Annotated in this window: 16 protein-coding genes; 2 read left to right on the forward strand and 14 right to left on the reverse strand. The window is 48.6% G+C overall.

Features of this window, described 5'->3' with window-relative positions; all coding sequences use genetic code 11:
• Window positions 1-4: 4 nt before the first annotated feature.
• On the forward strand, window positions 5-1,072 hold the full coding sequence (locus ACN6MW_RS04910; protein ID WP_419874458.1) for an NAD(P)/FAD-dependent oxidoreductase: 1,068 nt from the start codon (window positions 5-7) through the stop codon (window positions 1,070-1,072).
• Window positions 1,073-1,078: 6 nt separating this feature from the next.
• On the opposite strand, the gene ACN6MW_RS04915 is transcribed toward ACN6MW_RS04910, so the two are convergent.
• Complete coding sequence (locus ACN6MW_RS04915) at window positions 1,079-1,339, reverse strand: YuzB family protein (protein ID WP_419874459.1); 261 nt, start codon at window positions 1,337-1,339, stop codon at window positions 1,079-1,081.
• Window positions 1,340-1,437: 98 nt separating this feature from the next.
• On the opposite strand from ACN6MW_RS04915, the gene ACN6MW_RS04920 reads away from it, so the two are divergent.
• Complete coding sequence (locus ACN6MW_RS04920; RefSeq protein WP_054026871.1) at window positions 1,438-1,683, forward strand: NifU family protein; 246 nt, start codon at window positions 1,438-1,440, stop codon at window positions 1,681-1,683.
• A gap of 117 nt (window positions 1,684-1,800) precedes the next feature.
• Here the strand turns inward: ACN6MW_RS04920 and ACN6MW_RS04925 are convergent, their stop codons facing one another.
• From ACN6MW_RS04925 to ACN6MW_RS04985, 13 genes are all read right to left on the reverse strand, one after another.
• A complete protein-coding gene (locus ACN6MW_RS04925; RefSeq protein ID WP_364147349.1) occupies window positions 1,801-2,577 on the reverse strand; it encodes an SDR family oxidoreductase in 777 nt (258 codons plus the stop codon).
• A 24-nt stretch (window positions 2,578-2,601) separates the two neighbouring features.
• Window positions 2,602-3,318 carry a Cthe_2314 family HEPN domain-containing protein gene (locus ACN6MW_RS04930; protein ID WP_419874460.1) on the reverse strand — a complete coding sequence of 239 codons (717 nt, stop codon included), beginning with the start codon at window positions 3,316-3,318 and terminating at the stop codon, window positions 2,602-2,604.
• Between the two features lie 189 nt (window positions 3,319-3,507).
• Entirely contained in the window at window positions 3,508-4,431 is a 924-nt protein-coding gene (locus ACN6MW_RS04935; protein WP_419874461.1) for a COX15/CtaA family protein, read from the reverse strand.
• Window positions 4,432-4,588: 157 nt separating this feature from the next.
• Window positions 4,589-4,936: a thioredoxin family protein gene (locus ACN6MW_RS04940; RefSeq protein ID WP_419874462.1), complete on the reverse strand. Its 348-nt coding sequence runs from the start codon at window positions 4,934-4,936 to the stop codon at window positions 4,589-4,591.
• Between the two features lie 53 nt (window positions 4,937-4,989).
• A complete protein-coding gene (locus tag ACN6MW_RS04945) occupies window positions 4,990-6,609 on the reverse strand; it encodes a copper amine oxidase N-terminal domain-containing protein (RefSeq protein ID WP_419874463.1) in 1,620 nt (539 codons plus the stop codon).
• A 136-nt stretch (window positions 6,610-6,745) separates the two neighbouring features.
• Window positions 6,746-7,954 (reverse strand): polysaccharide deacetylase family protein, encoded by a 1,209-nt coding sequence (locus ACN6MW_RS04950; RefSeq protein ID WP_419874464.1) that lies wholly within the window; start codon window positions 7,952-7,954, stop codon window positions 6,746-6,748.
• Window positions 7,955-8,060: 106 nt separating this feature from the next.
• The gene (locus tag ACN6MW_RS04955; protein WP_419874465.1) at window positions 8,061-9,404 is read right to left on the reverse strand and encodes a HAMP domain-containing sensor histidine kinase; all 1,344 of its coding nucleotides are present in this window, start codon (window positions 9,402-9,404) and stop codon (window positions 8,061-8,063) included.
• A gap of 6 nt (window positions 9,405-9,410) precedes the next feature.
• Window positions 9,411-10,109 (reverse strand): response regulator transcription factor, encoded by a 699-nt coding sequence (locus ACN6MW_RS04960; protein ID WP_419874466.1) that lies wholly within the window; start codon window positions 10,107-10,109, stop codon window positions 9,411-9,413.
• A gap of 178 nt (window positions 10,110-10,287) precedes the next feature.
• Window positions 10,288-11,922 carry a putative polysaccharide biosynthesis protein gene (locus ACN6MW_RS04965; RefSeq protein WP_419874467.1) on the reverse strand — a complete coding sequence of 545 codons (1,635 nt, stop codon included), beginning with the start codon at window positions 11,920-11,922 and terminating at the stop codon, window positions 10,288-10,290.
• A 21-nt stretch (window positions 11,923-11,943) separates the two neighbouring features.
• A complete protein-coding gene (locus ACN6MW_RS04970) occupies window positions 11,944-12,669 on the reverse strand; it encodes a ThuA domain-containing protein (RefSeq protein WP_419874468.1) in 726 nt (241 codons plus the stop codon).
• A gap of 23 nt (window positions 12,670-12,692) precedes the next feature.
• Window positions 12,693-13,175: a DUF456 domain-containing protein gene (locus tag ACN6MW_RS04975; protein WP_419874469.1), complete on the reverse strand. Its 483-nt coding sequence runs from the start codon at window positions 13,173-13,175 to the stop codon at window positions 12,693-12,695.
• A 7-nt stretch (window positions 13,176-13,182) separates the two neighbouring features.
• Window positions 13,183-13,935: a Cof-type HAD-IIB family hydrolase gene (locus ACN6MW_RS04980; RefSeq protein ID WP_364146930.1), complete on the reverse strand. Its 753-nt coding sequence runs from the start codon at window positions 13,933-13,935 to the stop codon at window positions 13,183-13,185.
• Between the two features lie 172 nt (window positions 13,936-14,107).
• On the reverse strand, window positions 14,108-15,535 hold the full coding sequence (locus ACN6MW_RS04985) for an ABC transporter substrate-binding protein (RefSeq protein WP_419874470.1): 1,428 nt from the start codon (window positions 15,533-15,535) through the stop codon (window positions 14,108-14,110).
• Window positions 15,536-15,550: the final 15 nt, after the last annotated feature.

The following is a 15,550-nucleotide window of genomic DNA, read 5'->3' on the forward strand; positions in this document are numbered from 1 at the left end:
TCCTATGAGAAAACTTATTATTTTGGGCGGAGGCTATGGCGGTCTTGCTATCGCTAACGAGCTGCTTGAAAAACACATGCCCATAGACGTATCCATCGTATTGGTTGACCGGATGCCGTTTCAAGGTTTAAAAACAGAATATTACGCGCTGGCTGCCGGAACGGTATCCGATTTGGAGCTTCGCGTGAAATTCCCGGTTGATCCGAGAATTTCATTGGCTTACGGCGAGGTTACCGATGTCGATATGGAGCATAAGCTCGTCCATATCGAAGGACAGGAATCATTGGAATATGAATGGCTCGTTATCGGTCTTGGCTGTACGGACAAATACCACGGCATTGAAGGCGCCGAGCAATTCTCGACAAGCATTCAAACCTTCTCGGCTGCAAGGCAAACCTATGCCCAGCTGAATGATATTAAACCTTACGGGCAGGTATCGATCGTAGGGGGCGGTTTAAGCGGCGTCGAGGTTGCGGCTGAACTGCGCGAGAGCCGGCCTGACCTTAATATCCGAATTTTGGACCGTGGTCCAAGTGTGCTTTCAGCTTTCCCAAGCAAGCTGCAATCTTTTGTAGCAGAGTGGTTCGAGGAGCATCATGTAGAAATGCGCGGCCATGTCGGTCTTACGAAAGTTGAAGGCGGCATTTTACATGACTGTAATTCATCAACGCCTATTTATACCGATGTCACGGTATGGACGGCCGGCATCCAGCCTGTACCGCTCGTTCAACGCATGAATTTGCCGAAGGATAACCAAGGCAGGCTCGTCATCAACGAATATCATCAATTGCCGGATCATAACGATGTATTCATCGTAGGCGACTGCGCCTCGCTGCCGCTCTCGCCGAGCGGTCAGGCGGCAGGAGCCCAAGGCAAGCAAATTGCCGAAGTAATGCAGGCAATTTGGCATGATAAGACGCCTCGTCTCGGCAAGATAAAGCTGAAGGGCGTGCTTGGCTCGCTCGGGAAGAAAAGCGGGTTCGGCCTTATGGGAGGCACAGCCATCATGGGCCGTGTACCACGCCTCGTTAAGAGCGGCGTGCTCTGGCGCTCTAAGCGCCACCTAGGCTAGCATTTGTTATAAGTCGTCCAGCAGCTTGTCCAGCGCCTCTTTGTCGGCCTGCTGCTGTTCTATGGCTTTCAGAATGTTCACATAAAGTTCCTCTACGGTTTCGGCAGATACAATGGCGCCGTCCACTAATGCGAACGGATTGAGATAACATTCGCCGCAATTGCCTAAGCAGCCGTATTCGGTCACTTCATAGTCGTCATTTTCTTCAAATTGTTTCATTATACGGTCGGTGCCGTGATGCATATTGCTGGCACAAAATTCGATCATTGGTTTAAACACCAGGCTTCACCTAACTTTACTTAGTTACTATCCATTTTCAATTGCTTCACTTTGTACTATAATAGGGGAGAAAGGAGATGATTGCAATGAGTGAACAAGTACAAGACACGATGTATGACGAAGTTTTGGACGTACTCGATAAGCTTCGTCCGTTTTTGCAGCGCGACGGCGGCGACGTTGAGTTAGTTGATGTTGAAGGCGGCATCATCAAGCTTCGCCTAATGGGGGCATGCGGAAGCTGCCCAAGCTCGACGATCACGCTTAAAGCGGGTATCGAACGTGCTCTTCTTGAAGAAGTTGAAGGTGTAATTGAAGTCGTTCAAGTATTCTAAAATATAAGAACGAATCATGATCCCTTTGAATGACAACGATGAAGAGTCTTATCAGACGCAAGGAGCCCTGCTCCTTTGCTCAATGATAAGACTCTTTTTTTTGCGTATTTGCTTCGATTAAAACATGCCCTTGATGTTAGCCACGATGGGATCGAAGCCGCCCGTAACGTCAATGACGTTGCCGGTCAAGAAATTCGACTGCTTGTCGCAAAGGAAAAGCACCACGCGCGCTACATCCTCGCCTGCACCGGGCCGGCCGATCGGCGATTCGTTGTCGTATTCTTCCTCAACCTCGGCAATGGATCTTTCCTTATTCACGCCGCGAATATCGCCGGGACCGATAAGATTAACCGTAATACCGTGAGGCGCTTCTTCTACTGCCAAAGATTTCGTAAAGGATACAAGCCCCGTCTTCGCGGCCGCATAGACGGCCCGATGGGGCCAAGCCCTTGCTTCTCCCGCATGGCCAAAGCCAAAATGGATAACGCGTCCCCATTTGCGTTCACGCATGCCTGGCAGCAAGCGGTGATCAAGCAGCATCACCCCTAATAAGTTGCCATGCAGCAGCCTAATGATGGTCGCCTCGTCATATTCGCTGAACAGACGCCGCTTGCGGACGAACGGTCCTGCGTTATTAACAAGGATGTCAACGCCGCCTGCCCATTGCTCTGCTGCATTTGCGAGCTTCTCGGCTCCTTCGACGGTCGCGACATCCGCTTGTACCGTAATCGCCTTTACGCCCAGCTGCTCGATCTGTGCCTTAACCTGCTCTGCTTCAAGCTCGCTCTCGTAGTAATTAATGACAACATTACAGCCCTGCTCGGCAAGCTGGATTGCCGTTCGCTTACCGAGTCCTTTCGCGCTGCCTGTTACTAATGCTGTTTTGCCTTTCAGTCCCACGAGTTTTCCCCCCTCGGGTTATGTGTGCTTGTTGCGCATCAATCCGCAAGCGTATTGAAACGTAAGCAGCAGTGATTCCATCGCAAGGTACAAGCCCTGCGTCAAGTCGGCAGATTGCTCCGCCACGTTTTCTAATTTGATTTCTTCGCCATACATTCGGTTGCTTTGAATCAAGTCATCCTGCATCTCCGAGTTCATATAATGAATCTCGGTGTTCCTGCGCTGCCGCAGCCTTGTCATTGACACCTTGTATTTCTCCTTCACGTCATTAAGCTTCCAAGTCAGCTCCGGATGGGCTTTCTTCTCCCTCATATTCCGCAAAACTGTGAAATAAGAAAAATGGGCTTTAACCCGTTCCGTCCGCATATCAAGTAGCTCGTTAAGGAGCGTACCAAGCTTGTCGAGCAAGGAGAATACGCGGATAAAGGCATTTTTATCGAAGTAGATATAACGATTATAATAGATACGTTCCTCATCTGTCATTTGATTAAGCGAGGAAGAGGTAACTTTATGTTGAAATTGCAGCGCTGCATAGTGGCTTTGCTCAAGCTCATCCAAAGAGGAGCGCAGGCCAAGCGTCCATATTTCGTATTTGCGAAGCTTTTGAACGTCTGCTCCGCCTGCCTTTATTTTCGGAGACAGGAGAGCGACGAACTGATCCATTAAACGGAAGGTCTCCGCTAGGGTGCCTTCCGCTTCTCTCAAGGGTTCATTAAACATGAAGCGCAGCATCATCGAACAGTCCCTTCATCAAAACTTCTGTTAACTTTAAATTGCAGCTTGCAATAGCAGGCAAACCTGCAAGCGGATAGTCACGTTTGCAGGTTTGCTGGTTTGGCTCATGGCTGGAGGGTTGTACTTATGCACTGCCTTCAGCTTGTCCGCTATTTGCTTTTTCTCTCCCTCAGCAGCAACAAACCATCATTACCGCTCTTCGCGCAGCCTCCAAGAACGGACTAAAATATCCATAAGCAAGCCGAATAAGCCGGTGACGATTAAATTATGCAAAAGGTTGGTGAACAAAAACCATTCCGAATTCGATATCGTTGCCGTCAGCAGCGCGCCGCTGAAAATTTGAGTAACAACAAGGCCAAGCGTCCAGGCAGCGGGCTTCGTTAAGCCGGCCCCGCCTTGGCTGACTTTACGGATGTGCAAGAATAGGCCAGCTAAGCTGATGGCTAACAGCAAGGCTGCAACGCGATGGATGAATACAGCTCCGGTAGCGCCATTGATTTCCGGAACGAACTCTCCGTTACAAAGCGGCCAGCCTAGACAGCCTCCTCCTGAATCGGTATGCCGTATAAAGGCTCCAAGGTAGACAACGACATAACTATAAATAGCTGTTGCAAGCACCCGGGGAAATATGGAACGCGGTACTTTAAACACCTCAGGCGGCCCGTTTTTGGCACGGAACGTCCAGATGACGAGCAGCAGCGTCGAAGCAAAAGCGATTAACGAAATTCCGAAGTGAATCGCCATAATGGGCGGTGACTGGGGCCACATAACCGCTGCTGCTCCCATTAGGGCTTGTATAACCGTAAACAGCAAAGCGCCGCCTGCATAAAATAGCGGCTCCTTAAAGCCCGTTCTATTTTTTCTGAACCGCATAAATATGAAAAGGAAGGCAGCAAAAACAAGAAGTCCCTCAAAGCCGGTAATCAGACGATGTGAATATTCAATCAGGGATTCAATCGTATAAGCAGGTATAAATTTCCCATGGCATAAAGGCCAATCATCCCCGCAGCCGCGACCTGAATCCGTATTCGTGACCAGTGCTCCGCCGAGCAGTACAAGAAGCATTCCGATGCACGCAGCAACAGCTAACGCGCGAAAACGCCCGGTTACCATAATAAAATCACCTTATTTCATGTTTTAATAACAGTTCAATTATAGCCATAAAAAAAGGCAAAAGCCATGTTGAAAATGTGACACTTCCGAGTAAAAGCATGATAAAAAAGGAAAGCCCGCGCCCCAGGGAAAATTCCCCTGAAACGCGGACTTCCAATTACTTTTGATTCAGCGCATCGCTGACTTGTATCGCACGATTTACGAAATCCTCGATTTCCTCACGGGTCTTGCGCAGCTTGCTTACGAAGCGGACAAGCTCCTGGTTGCCGCGGAAAGCGATAAAGCTCGGGATGCCCAAAATGTTCAGCTCAGAGCACAGATCCGGAAGATCATCGCGATCTAACTCAATGAATGTGACCTTGCCTTCATATTGACGCTCCAAGTCCGGCATGAAGGGATCAATAAAATGACAATCCTTGCACCAGGTTGTTTTGAATACCGCAATCGTAAGTCCTTCGCTGGCTACCGCATCGCGAAACGCTTCATCTGTCGTTAATTTTCTCATGCTGCACCCCTTATCGGTTCATATTCATTCGTTCACGTAATCCCAGCTAGCTATTAGACTTCCCGATCGAGCGTAAATACTTTCATATCCTCGCCTAGATCCGACCAGCCAATCTTTGCTTTTAATGCTGCAGCCAAATTGCGTGCAGGCACGTATGTTACCCCGTCAATTACAGTCACCGGGAATGACCATTTGACGGTTTTGCCGTTAACAACTGCGGAATCGCTGCCGTTCTTCAAAACTATCGTTGTATTCGTCGCTTCATCGAATACCTTCAAGCTTTTTGTTTTTTTATCATAAGTCAGCACTCCGCCCAGCTGCTCGACCGTATCGCGCAGCGGTATAAGCGTAACGTGGCTGGCAGTGACGATGACCGGATTATAATAATCGTAAGAATACCATGTAAGGTTCTGTTTGTTAATATGCAGCTTGTTTTTCAATAGATCGTAAATCGCAGATTTCTCGTCAAATTGCTTTAACACTTGGTAACCCTGCATCGCGAACAATTTTTCGACCGGGAAATCCTTGGCCGATGCAACCGGAACTTCAGCCTTTACCTGTCCGTTTACATTCCAGGATTCGCTCTCGAATTTAATGGTGAGGCCTTTAACCGGCAGTACGCCGATTTCCGGATCCAAGCTCGGTACGTACGAAAGCTCGTAAGCCTGTTTGCGGATATCAAGCTTGCTGTCCACGAATACATCTGCTTTTATCGTAAGATCCTTGCTGAAAATTTCATCAAGCGATTCCTGATCCTCTTTCTCAAGCAGCTTCAGCTCATCCTGCAGCTCGGTCAGCATAAGAGCGATGCCTTCCGTCGCTTCCTTGAGCACCTCTGCCGGATCGACAGCATCAAGGCCGCCTTCCTCAAAAGGATTGACCGTGCCGGCTGCTTCCCAAATATCCGGGTTGCTTTGCAATACTTCGAATACGCCGGCAACCATTTTATCCAGCCCTGCGCGGTCAGCGATAAGCGCATCTACGTATTTTTTCACCCATGCCCAAATCTCGGGACCGTTTAAGTCAACATGAACCTTCATCATAGAAGTGGAGGTTCCATTAATGTTCTCGTATACCGGCTGCACATCAATGCGTTCCGGGTTCGGCAGGTTATGTATGACATAAGTTCCAATCGTATCGATCAGCTGATGGCCAAGTGCCGTCAAAGCTGCATTGTCTAACGCAGGTGCCTCTTCAGCTGGAGCTTCCGCCGGTAAGCCGGTCATAACGGCAGCACCTGACATTCCCAGAAGGCTCTCGCTTGTCAGATCAAGCACAAACGGCTGCTTCGCGCCTTCAAGCTCCATGACCGCTAAGGTATCGGACATTTTCAAAGCAAACTTAATGCTTGCGGTATCCCCAAAAATCAAGCTTCCGTCAAAAGAAATATGCGTGTCGTCCTGCGTCTTCACGTTATTCAGCTGCAGCTTTACGTTGGACACAAGCTTCATCATCGCCAGATCCTCTTCGGAGGATCCCTCATATGCCGCATCATCGAGCAATAGCTTTAGCTCTACGGATTGTTTGCTCTCGCTTGAAGTTACCTTCAAGGCATTTTTTAATACCGTATTGAAATCCAAATTAGAAATCGCTTGACAACCGGCCGCAAAAACAAGCGTAAACGCTAATAACAGCATGATCATCTTTCTAGGTCTTGCAAAAAAATTTCTCATCCATTTGTCTCCTTTATAATTGAATTTAGTAGGCCTTTTTTACTGACAAACTCTACTTATTGTACAGGAGAGTCTACTTATTGTAAATGTATGGAAAGTGCTAGTTTTGTCGAATTTAGTAGAATCCTGCGGTTTTTCACTGCGAATATTGTCTCATGATTTCTACCTGCTTGTTTGACTTGCTCAAATGAAGCGTCCAGCCGAAAAAACTGCAAAAATCACGCAAAACAATCATGGGCTCTGAAGAATCTGGCCCGATAGAAAACTGGACGCTTCCCGCCTCCTGCCCGTCGATAAATAACGATGGCTGCTGGCTGTCTTCCCCTAATTGTTCGCCGAATTGCTTCAGCTTTGCGATTAGCTCTTCTTCCGTTTCACCTGCCGTTGCTCCGTTAATACGATAGCCGGCACGGTGAAGCCTCGAGTTTATTCCTTCCCTCGTGCTTAACGTTACCGGAATTCCAACGGATGCGGTTAGCTCCAATATAGCCGGACGATAAGCCCCATATGGGAAAGCGAGCGTACCCTGCTTATTGCCAAGCTCGCTGCGTAATCTCTCCTCCGCTTTCATCAGATCCTCTCTCAGCCGTATGCCGTATTCCTCTTCTGTTTCTTTTTTTAGGAGCGTTCTATCGAATATAGGACCTGCCATCACGGGAGCTTCTTTTCCGTCTTCATTTACCGCTCCATACCGGTGCATATCGAACGTGTGACTTCTAAAGCTCATGCCCGACTTCTGCATTTCCTTCATTTGCTCCCAGGAAAGCTTTGCTGTTCCAGGCTTTGAGCGATCGTCAATGGACGATACGATAACAAAGTTGACAGCAGGGAAGCCGTAACTCCGCAGGATCGGAAAGGCCAGCTTATAAAAGCTTTCATAGCCGTCGTCAAATGTAATCAGCACGGCGTTATCCGACACGCTGCCTTCCTCTAACAGAAATCTTTCATACTCCTCTATGCCGATGATTTGAAAACCGTTCTGCTTCAGAAGCCGCAGCTGCTTCTCGAATCGATCTACGGCTATAATCCGTTCATTTTGAGGCGCCTCAGCAATATCATGGTACATAAGCACGGCCACATGCTCCGAATAATACGCAGCTTCGCTTTGGGGAGCAGGAGTGAGCCATTCCAGCTGTTTGCCAAAAACTTCTTCAATGTGACTCTCGGGCACCATAAGCCTGCCGTTCAGGATGATTGCCGGCGCTTTGCTTTCCTTTCTTTCACCATTTACGATGAATGCAATGCTGTTCATTTCATTATCATTCGTGCAGCCCGTAAGCAGCCAACCCAGCAGCATTGCTGCAGCGACGACGAGCGCGATTCCCGCCTGTTTTATTCGATCCATCTTGTTTCCCCTCCAATAACCAGTTACTGGATATTGTATGGGATGGATCTTATCGGCTATGCCATCTAATGCTTATCATTCGCTTAATGAAATCTTAAGTTTTGTATCACGGCAGCTGCGGATAACATGTTTCGAATGCCGTTTCCTTAGACGAGCTGCGGACCGAAACTTTTCCGCTGTGGGCCTCCACAATGCTCTTCGTAATCGCGAGACCGAGCCCCGTTCCGCCCGACTCCGCTGTCCGTGAACGGTCCACCCGGTAAAAGCGGTCAAAGATATAAGGAACATCCTTCGCCGGAATGGGATCACCGTAATTAATGATTCGAATAACGGCTTCATTATGTACGCATTCCACTTGGATATCGATAAATTTCCCGGCATGTCCATACTGTATGGCATTTGCTATAAGGTTTTCATAAGCTCTGGCCAGCAGATCCCCGTCTGCCGAGATCCAGATTGCCGGCTCACCGGTCTGAATGCGGCAGCTCATTCCCGCCTTCTCGAGGCTCGGAACAAACTCTTCGGCGAGCTGCCTCACAAATCCTACGATGTCCAGCTTAGCCATTGCGAGCGGTATATCGTTATTAAGCTTCGTGTATTCGAATAAATCGTCGATTAGGCCTTTTAAATGCTTCGATTTCTCGTAAGCAATGTTAACGAAATAACGAAGTTCCACCTCATCTTGGTACCGGTCTTGCTCAATCAGCTCAAGAAAACCGAGTATGGAGGTAAGCGGCGTTCGCAAATCATGAGATACGCCCGTTATTAAATCATTTTTCGATTTCTCCGCATTTCTTTCTTCTTGTAGCAAATGATTAAATTGCTTGCTCAATTCGTTAATTCCGCTTGCGATTTCAGCAAGCTCATCGGCAGCTTTGACGGGAATTTCATGGTCAAGCTTCCCGGCGGCCATTTGTTTCAATCCATCGCGAATTTCCTTCAAATACATCATCATATTCCGGCTCGTCCAGAAAAAAAACGCAAGAAACAGCAGGCAGCCGAATAGCGCGATGACGGGCGTCGATCCGATATGGTTTACAACCCAGACCAATGTCCGGTCGTACGGGGTGTAATGAATAAGCACAAAGGCGAATACATGACCCGCAATGACGAAGCAAAGCATAAGTCCCAGGCTTTTTAGAAAAGCCGTCATAAAGGACCAGCGGATCGTGCGGAAAAGCGGATGGCTGGGCGTGTACGTTTCGAGCGGCCCGCTCGGAAACCATGGCAAGTTTTGCTTGAACAGCTTTTTGTAGCAAATGCCAAATAATAGGATAGCAGCAGCTATCATCATAGGCAAAGAGCCAATATGCTCAACCATCCACTTGAGAGGCTTGTCATAGGGCGGAATTTTGATCATGAACGCCAGCAGCAGCCGTGCGAGCCATGCAAGCAACAAAGCGATCGAGAGGCTCGCCGCAGCCATTTTTAATGGGTTTCTATTGATCATTTTTGCTTAGAGCGCCTCCATTTTGTAGCCGATTCCCCACACGGTTTTGATGTATTTCGGTTGCTGCGTGTCTTTTTCGATTTTTTCGCGAATTTTGCGGATATGGACCATTACGGTATTTTTCGATTCCATGAAGGGCTCGTTCCATGCGCTCTCATAAATTTTATCCATGCTTAGGACAATTCCCCGGTTCACGGCCAATAAGCTAAGAATAGCGAATTCGCGGGGCGTGAGCTTAACCTCCTGCTGATCTACGGTTACGGTATGCGTAGCGGTGTTGATCACCAAATCATCAACGATCATTTCATGCTCGTTCGGAACCGTTGCGGTATGGAACTGTTTTGCTCTGCGAATATGCGACTTCACGCTAGCCAACAGAACCAGCGGGCTGAAGGGTTTTGTTACGTATTCATCTGCTCCAAGGCTGAGTCCCGAAATTTTATCGATATCCTGTGTTTTGGCGGAAAGCATTATTATCGGAATATGATTGATTTCGCGAATTTTCATGCATGCCTCGAGACCGTCCATGACGGGCATCATCACATCCAAAATAATAAGATCAACCTTTTGGCTGTTTAACAGCGCAAGCGCTTCTAACCCGTTAGACGCTTTAAGCATCGTAAACCCTTCATTTTTAAAATAAATGTCCATTAAGCTTAAAATTTCTTTCTCGTCATCCACCATCAGAATGGTTTCCCTTGTCATGCTCGTGCTCCTCTCAACCGAAAGCCACGTATCTCATACTATTACGGCTCCTATTTGTGTGATGAAAAAATATAGCATTTCCATGCTTATTTTGGTTATTTTTTGCATATTAGTCAACAAAAAAAAGAGGACGTTCCCTTGTGTGGAAACGTCCTCCCCGTTTCAATTATCTAACCTGCTATACCGCTTTCTTGTAAAATGGCTTTAACACTAGGGACAGAATCTTACGCAGCGGCCCTGGGAACGAGCGTATATCCTCCGGCGTTATGACGCGAAGCGCAGCTAATAAAACGAGATAAAGCCCTCCTACAATGACCGAAGTAACCGCAAAAGCTAAGAAATAGGACAACTTCTCCGCCCATGCATCGGTCCATGCCAACACGGCGTATTCCGCGCCCCAGCCAGCCAAAGCAGGAATCGCGATGGCAGCCATATAAGCCGGCCATTTGCTGCCGAGTATGTTCAAGTTAACTTCCTTATTGATCGTTCGTACATTCAGTATTGTAATGACAATAAAGCAAATCGATGATCCGATAATAAGACCGTATACGCCAAGAAACGGGGCAAGAGCAAGACTTGAAACAATCTTTAAACCGAGCCCGATAAAGGTATGGTACATGGGCTGCTTCGGCTTATTAAGTCCGTAGAGAATCGAGTTGGAAATCATCATCGTAATTTGAAAGATCGCTCCGGCCGTCAGCAAAGCGACCGTGTCGCTGCCGCTTGGGCTCATAAATAAAAGACCGGTTACCGAATAGGATGCGACCGTTAGCAGCAATGCAATAGGAACGCCGGTGAAGAAAACAATCCGCATAACGAGCGAGGATTGCCGCTGTACTTCTTGCATGTTCTTCAAGGCATAAGCCGAAGAAATGACCGGAATAATCGAAGCGCCAAGCGCGATTGCCAGAATTGGCGGGATGCCGGCGATACCCATCGCTCTGTTTTGATATTCCGCCAGCACTCTTAATGCCGTTTCATGGTTGTAAAAAGCAGTCGTCAGCCTAATAAAAAGCGATTGGTCGAAGAAATAGACAAATTGCACGGTCATAGCCGTCACGACGGCTGCTATCGAGGTTCTGAATATTTCCCGGTAAATCGTACGGAATGGCAGCGGCGAGCCCGCCTTTGCAGCTTTGTCGCTTGTTACGGCCAACGCTTCGGTACGATCCTGCTTTTTGAGCTTTCTCGCAAACCACATCATGACCGAAAACGCGCCGATGCTTCCGAGAACCGAACCAAAAGCAACAGCCGCTGCGCCGTATTTATCTCCCCAACCCAAACCCAGCACGATAAAGGCAAGCCCGATACCGCCGATGAGCCGCAGAATTTGTTCCATGATTTGCGAGATGCCGCCGGCGGCCATAATTTGCCTGCCTTGGAAATAACCTCGCATCATCGCAATAATGGGAAACAGAAGCAGCGCAGGTGCTATGGCTTGGAGCGATAGAGCAGAGTCAGGCACCCGCGACAAGCGTTCGTAGGCAGGAGCCAGCACGAACATAGCCGCAGCAAGCAGCAAGCCTGTTGCCGCGCCAAACATTAAAGCGGCCTGATAGATCCGTTTTGCCTCATCAGGCCTTCCCAGCGCATAACGCTGCGATATCATTTTGCTAATGGATAATGGGATACCGCCCGTCGCAATCGTTAACAGTAATAAATAAATGGTATTCGCAGAGTTGAAGGCGGCCTGCCCGACAGATCCCAGCATGTAGTCCAGCGGTATCCGCTGGAATAAGCCTAGGAAACGGACAACCAAGGCAGCAGCCGCAAGAATAATAGTGCCTTTTAGTAAAGAGTCTTTTTTCAGCATGATGGTATTCCTAAGTCTCCCCTATCCTTTATTGCCAATCGGCTCTAGCGGCTGGTGGTTGCCGCGAACCGGAACTGCAGCATGCGATGGAGCCGCCCAGCGTACGCCATTTTGTATAACTTGCAAAACCTGCGGGTTGTAGTAAGTAGGATACGTCTCGTGGCCCGGGCGGAAATAAAAGATTTTGCCCTGTCCGCGGCTGAACGTACAGCCGCTGCGGAACACTTCTCCGCCTTCAAACCAGCTTACGAAGATTAGCTCATCCGGTGCGGGGATGTCAAAATGCTCGCCGTACATTTCTTCGTGCTCCAGCGTAATGTATTCCGGCAAGCCGGCAGCAATCGGATGCGCCGGATTAACGACCCATATCCGTTCCTTCTCGCCCGCTTCGCGCCATTTCAAATCGCAGCCTGTACCCATAAGTTTTTTGAAGATTTTCGAGAAATGGCCGGAGTGCAGCACGATCAAGCCCATGCCTTCCCATACCCTCTGCTGGACGCGTTCAACAATCGCATCGTCTACTTGATCATGTCCCATATGCCCCCACCAGATGAGAACATCCGTATTGGCAAGGCGCTCGGCCGTTAGTCCATGCTCCGGCTCTTCCAGCGTTGCCGTTGCCACTTCGATATCGCCGTTGGCAATGCCTTTGGCCAGCGCTTGATGAATGCCGTCCGGGTATACTTTTTTCACTTCCTCGTGGATCTTCTCATGCAAAAACTCATTCCATACCGTTACTTTAATCATCGAATGAATCCCCTTTTCATCGTTTAGAATACGAGCCAAAGCACGAACAACACAATCATCGCCAGCTGCAAAATAAACTTCACGGCTACGCTCGTAAATAACCCGACAACGGAGCCTAGGCCAACCTTGAGCGCCTTATCAAAGCGCGTGCCGATAATCATTTCGCCGATAACGGCACCGGCAAAAGGACCAATGATAAGACCAAGCGCAGGGATAACGAAAGGACCAAAAATAAGGCCGATCGTACTGCCGATTACAGAGGCGCGCGAGCCTCCGAACCGTTTGACGCCCCAAGCGCTGACCGCATAATCGGCGACAAACAGTACGACTACAATGATGGTCTGGATGAGCCAGAACCATATTCCGAATTCACTAAAGGAGAAAAACAATCCGTAAACAAAAAACGCTCCGTAAATGGCAAGTGCACCGGGCAAAATCGGATAGACCGCCCCGGCCATACCCACGACAAACAAAATAATAACTAATGTCCAGCCTAAAATATCCATACGTTAATCATCCTTTCATAACGTATCGTTTGATTACTTCTGCAACGCCGTGCTCATTATTGGTAAGGGTAATGAAATCCGCTGCTTCCTTGACTGATTCTTGGGCATTGCCCATGGCCACGCCAAGACCGGCCTCGCGGATTGCTGCGATATCGTTCAAGCTGTCGCCGACAGCAATGACCTGCGACATTTCGATGTTAAGCAAACCGCAAAGCTCTTGCAAGGCGCTTGCTTTCGACACGCCCAGCGGATTAAGCTCCAAATTCCAAGGCGAAGAGTTCGTAATTTCAAGCGCGCCCCAGCTCTGTACCTCGGCCAGCAGCTTTTCCCTTATGCCGTCATCCTCCGTATAATAGCCGAATTTCAGCCAGTGATGCGAAGCATAGTCGTCAGCGGGAGCAATCCATTTTTCTTTGTTGAAAATATCATCGGCCGTATAGGCCCAGAACCACGGCTCGCCGTGAGAAAGCGCCAGCTCATGCAAACGCTGCACGTACACATGGCTTAGATGCGTGCGCTTATGCAGCACATGCGGGCGATGCCAAATCTCGCTCCCGTTAACAGTAATCATGGGTGTCTCCAGCTTCAGCTGCTCCGCAAAGGGCAGCGCGCTCCGAAAACCGCGGCCGGTAGAGAAGCTGACAATCACGCCGGCATCCAGCGCTTTCTGAATCCATTCCGCATTCTCCGCGCTTATTTCGCTTTGTTCGTTTAGCAGCGTCCCGTCCATATCGAGCGCCAACAATTTATACTCTCCCAATAGTGTGCCTCCTCGTAAATGCCGTTCAATGATGTAACCCGCTAGTAAATTATTTTAGCACATTTACGTCAGATTCCAAACGATAGACCATAACCTTGCAAATTCTTAACCATTATAAAAAAGAGCAGCTCCCGCGTAATGCGAAAGCATGCCCCTTAGCTATTAACCCGTCTTACTCCGCCGTAGTCGTATTCGCCTCGGCCGCCGGCGCTTCCTCTTTGACCGCGGGAGGCTCTTTCAAAAGCATTTCTTGCCCTTTAACCTGCAATATTTCAAGCGCCTCATTAATCGTTTGCTGGTCATCCTTTACCTTCTGGAACTCCTGCTGGGTCGCCCCGCTAAATTCGCCCCAGAACGTTTCTGGAAGCTTGTCGAAGTCCTTATAGCTGTTGAAAGTGCTGGGCTTCAAATTATAAAATGCCGCATAGTTGCGTCCTTCGGCATCGGTTATGTATTTGGTGCGGACGGGCAGACCATTGTAGTTATTGGATTTGGATTTCACCCTCGCAAACTCCTCGCCTGTCACATACCGCAGGAATTCCCATGCGGTTTCCATGTTCGGGGACTCCGCTCTAATCGCAAAAAGATTTTGGAAGGAGGTCATATTGGATTGGTCCGGGTACTGCTGTCCTACCGGAACGGTCACCAGATCCCAATTTTTCACGACTTTATCTTTGACCTTTTCGTTTTCGCTTGCTTGCTTGATTTGACTGATATAATGATTATCGCCGATTGCCATGGCCAGGCGGCCCGATATGAAAGGATCCCGCAGCAGATAATCCTCATACGTTTGCGCATTATTCAATTCTTGATTATTCATGCTCTCGAAAAAAAGCGAGTTTGAATCCATTGCGTCCAAAGCCGTCTGGACTGCATTTTTCCATGAATCCGTATTGATCGTCATTTCTTTCTGGGACGCATTCACATAGCTAATGCCCTCGGAAGCGGCAAGCGTGCTCGCCAGCTCGAACAAATCTTCGCTGTAGCCCATTTTCAGGCCATAGATCCGTTCCTTGGCGTCACCCTCGACAGGAAAACGGCGCGCCAGCTGTATGACCTCGTTCCAGCTCATCCGATCGGTCGGATACTCGATTTTGTACTCATCGAACAAATCCTTATTGTAAAAGAGTACCTGGCTGTAAAAGTTAGGCGTCATGCCGAACAGGCTGCCGCCGCCGAGCTCTCTCAAATAATCGATCATGCCGGGAATAAGGCCTTCCGTATCATACTTTTCTTTCTCGATAACCGCATCCAGATTATAGAGCTTCCCATCCTGTGCCATCTTCTTATATCTCTCGGTGTCCAGCATAAGGAGGTCGGGCTGCTTCTCTTCAATAAATTTGTCAAAGGCGGCCTCGTAGTCCTTTTGTTCCTCCGCGTAGATCCCTTGAGTGGACACAACCTCGATTTCGACATTCGGATATAAAGCGGAGAACACCATGCCGTAATCCTGGAAAAAAGCACCCTCATCGTAATACATGACCTTCAGTGCCGATTGCTGTTCTTTGTCTGATTCCTTATCATCTCCCCCAAAGCTGCATGCCGATAACATAACAGTCATGATGACAAACGGTATTACGAATTTAGACCAAGCCTTCATTTGTAAATCTCTCTC

This window comes from Pristimantibacillus sp. PTI5, assembly GCF_048572955.1.
Taxonomy (GTDB): Bacteria; Bacillota; Bacilli; order Paenibacillales; family Paenibacillaceae; genus Pristimantibacillus.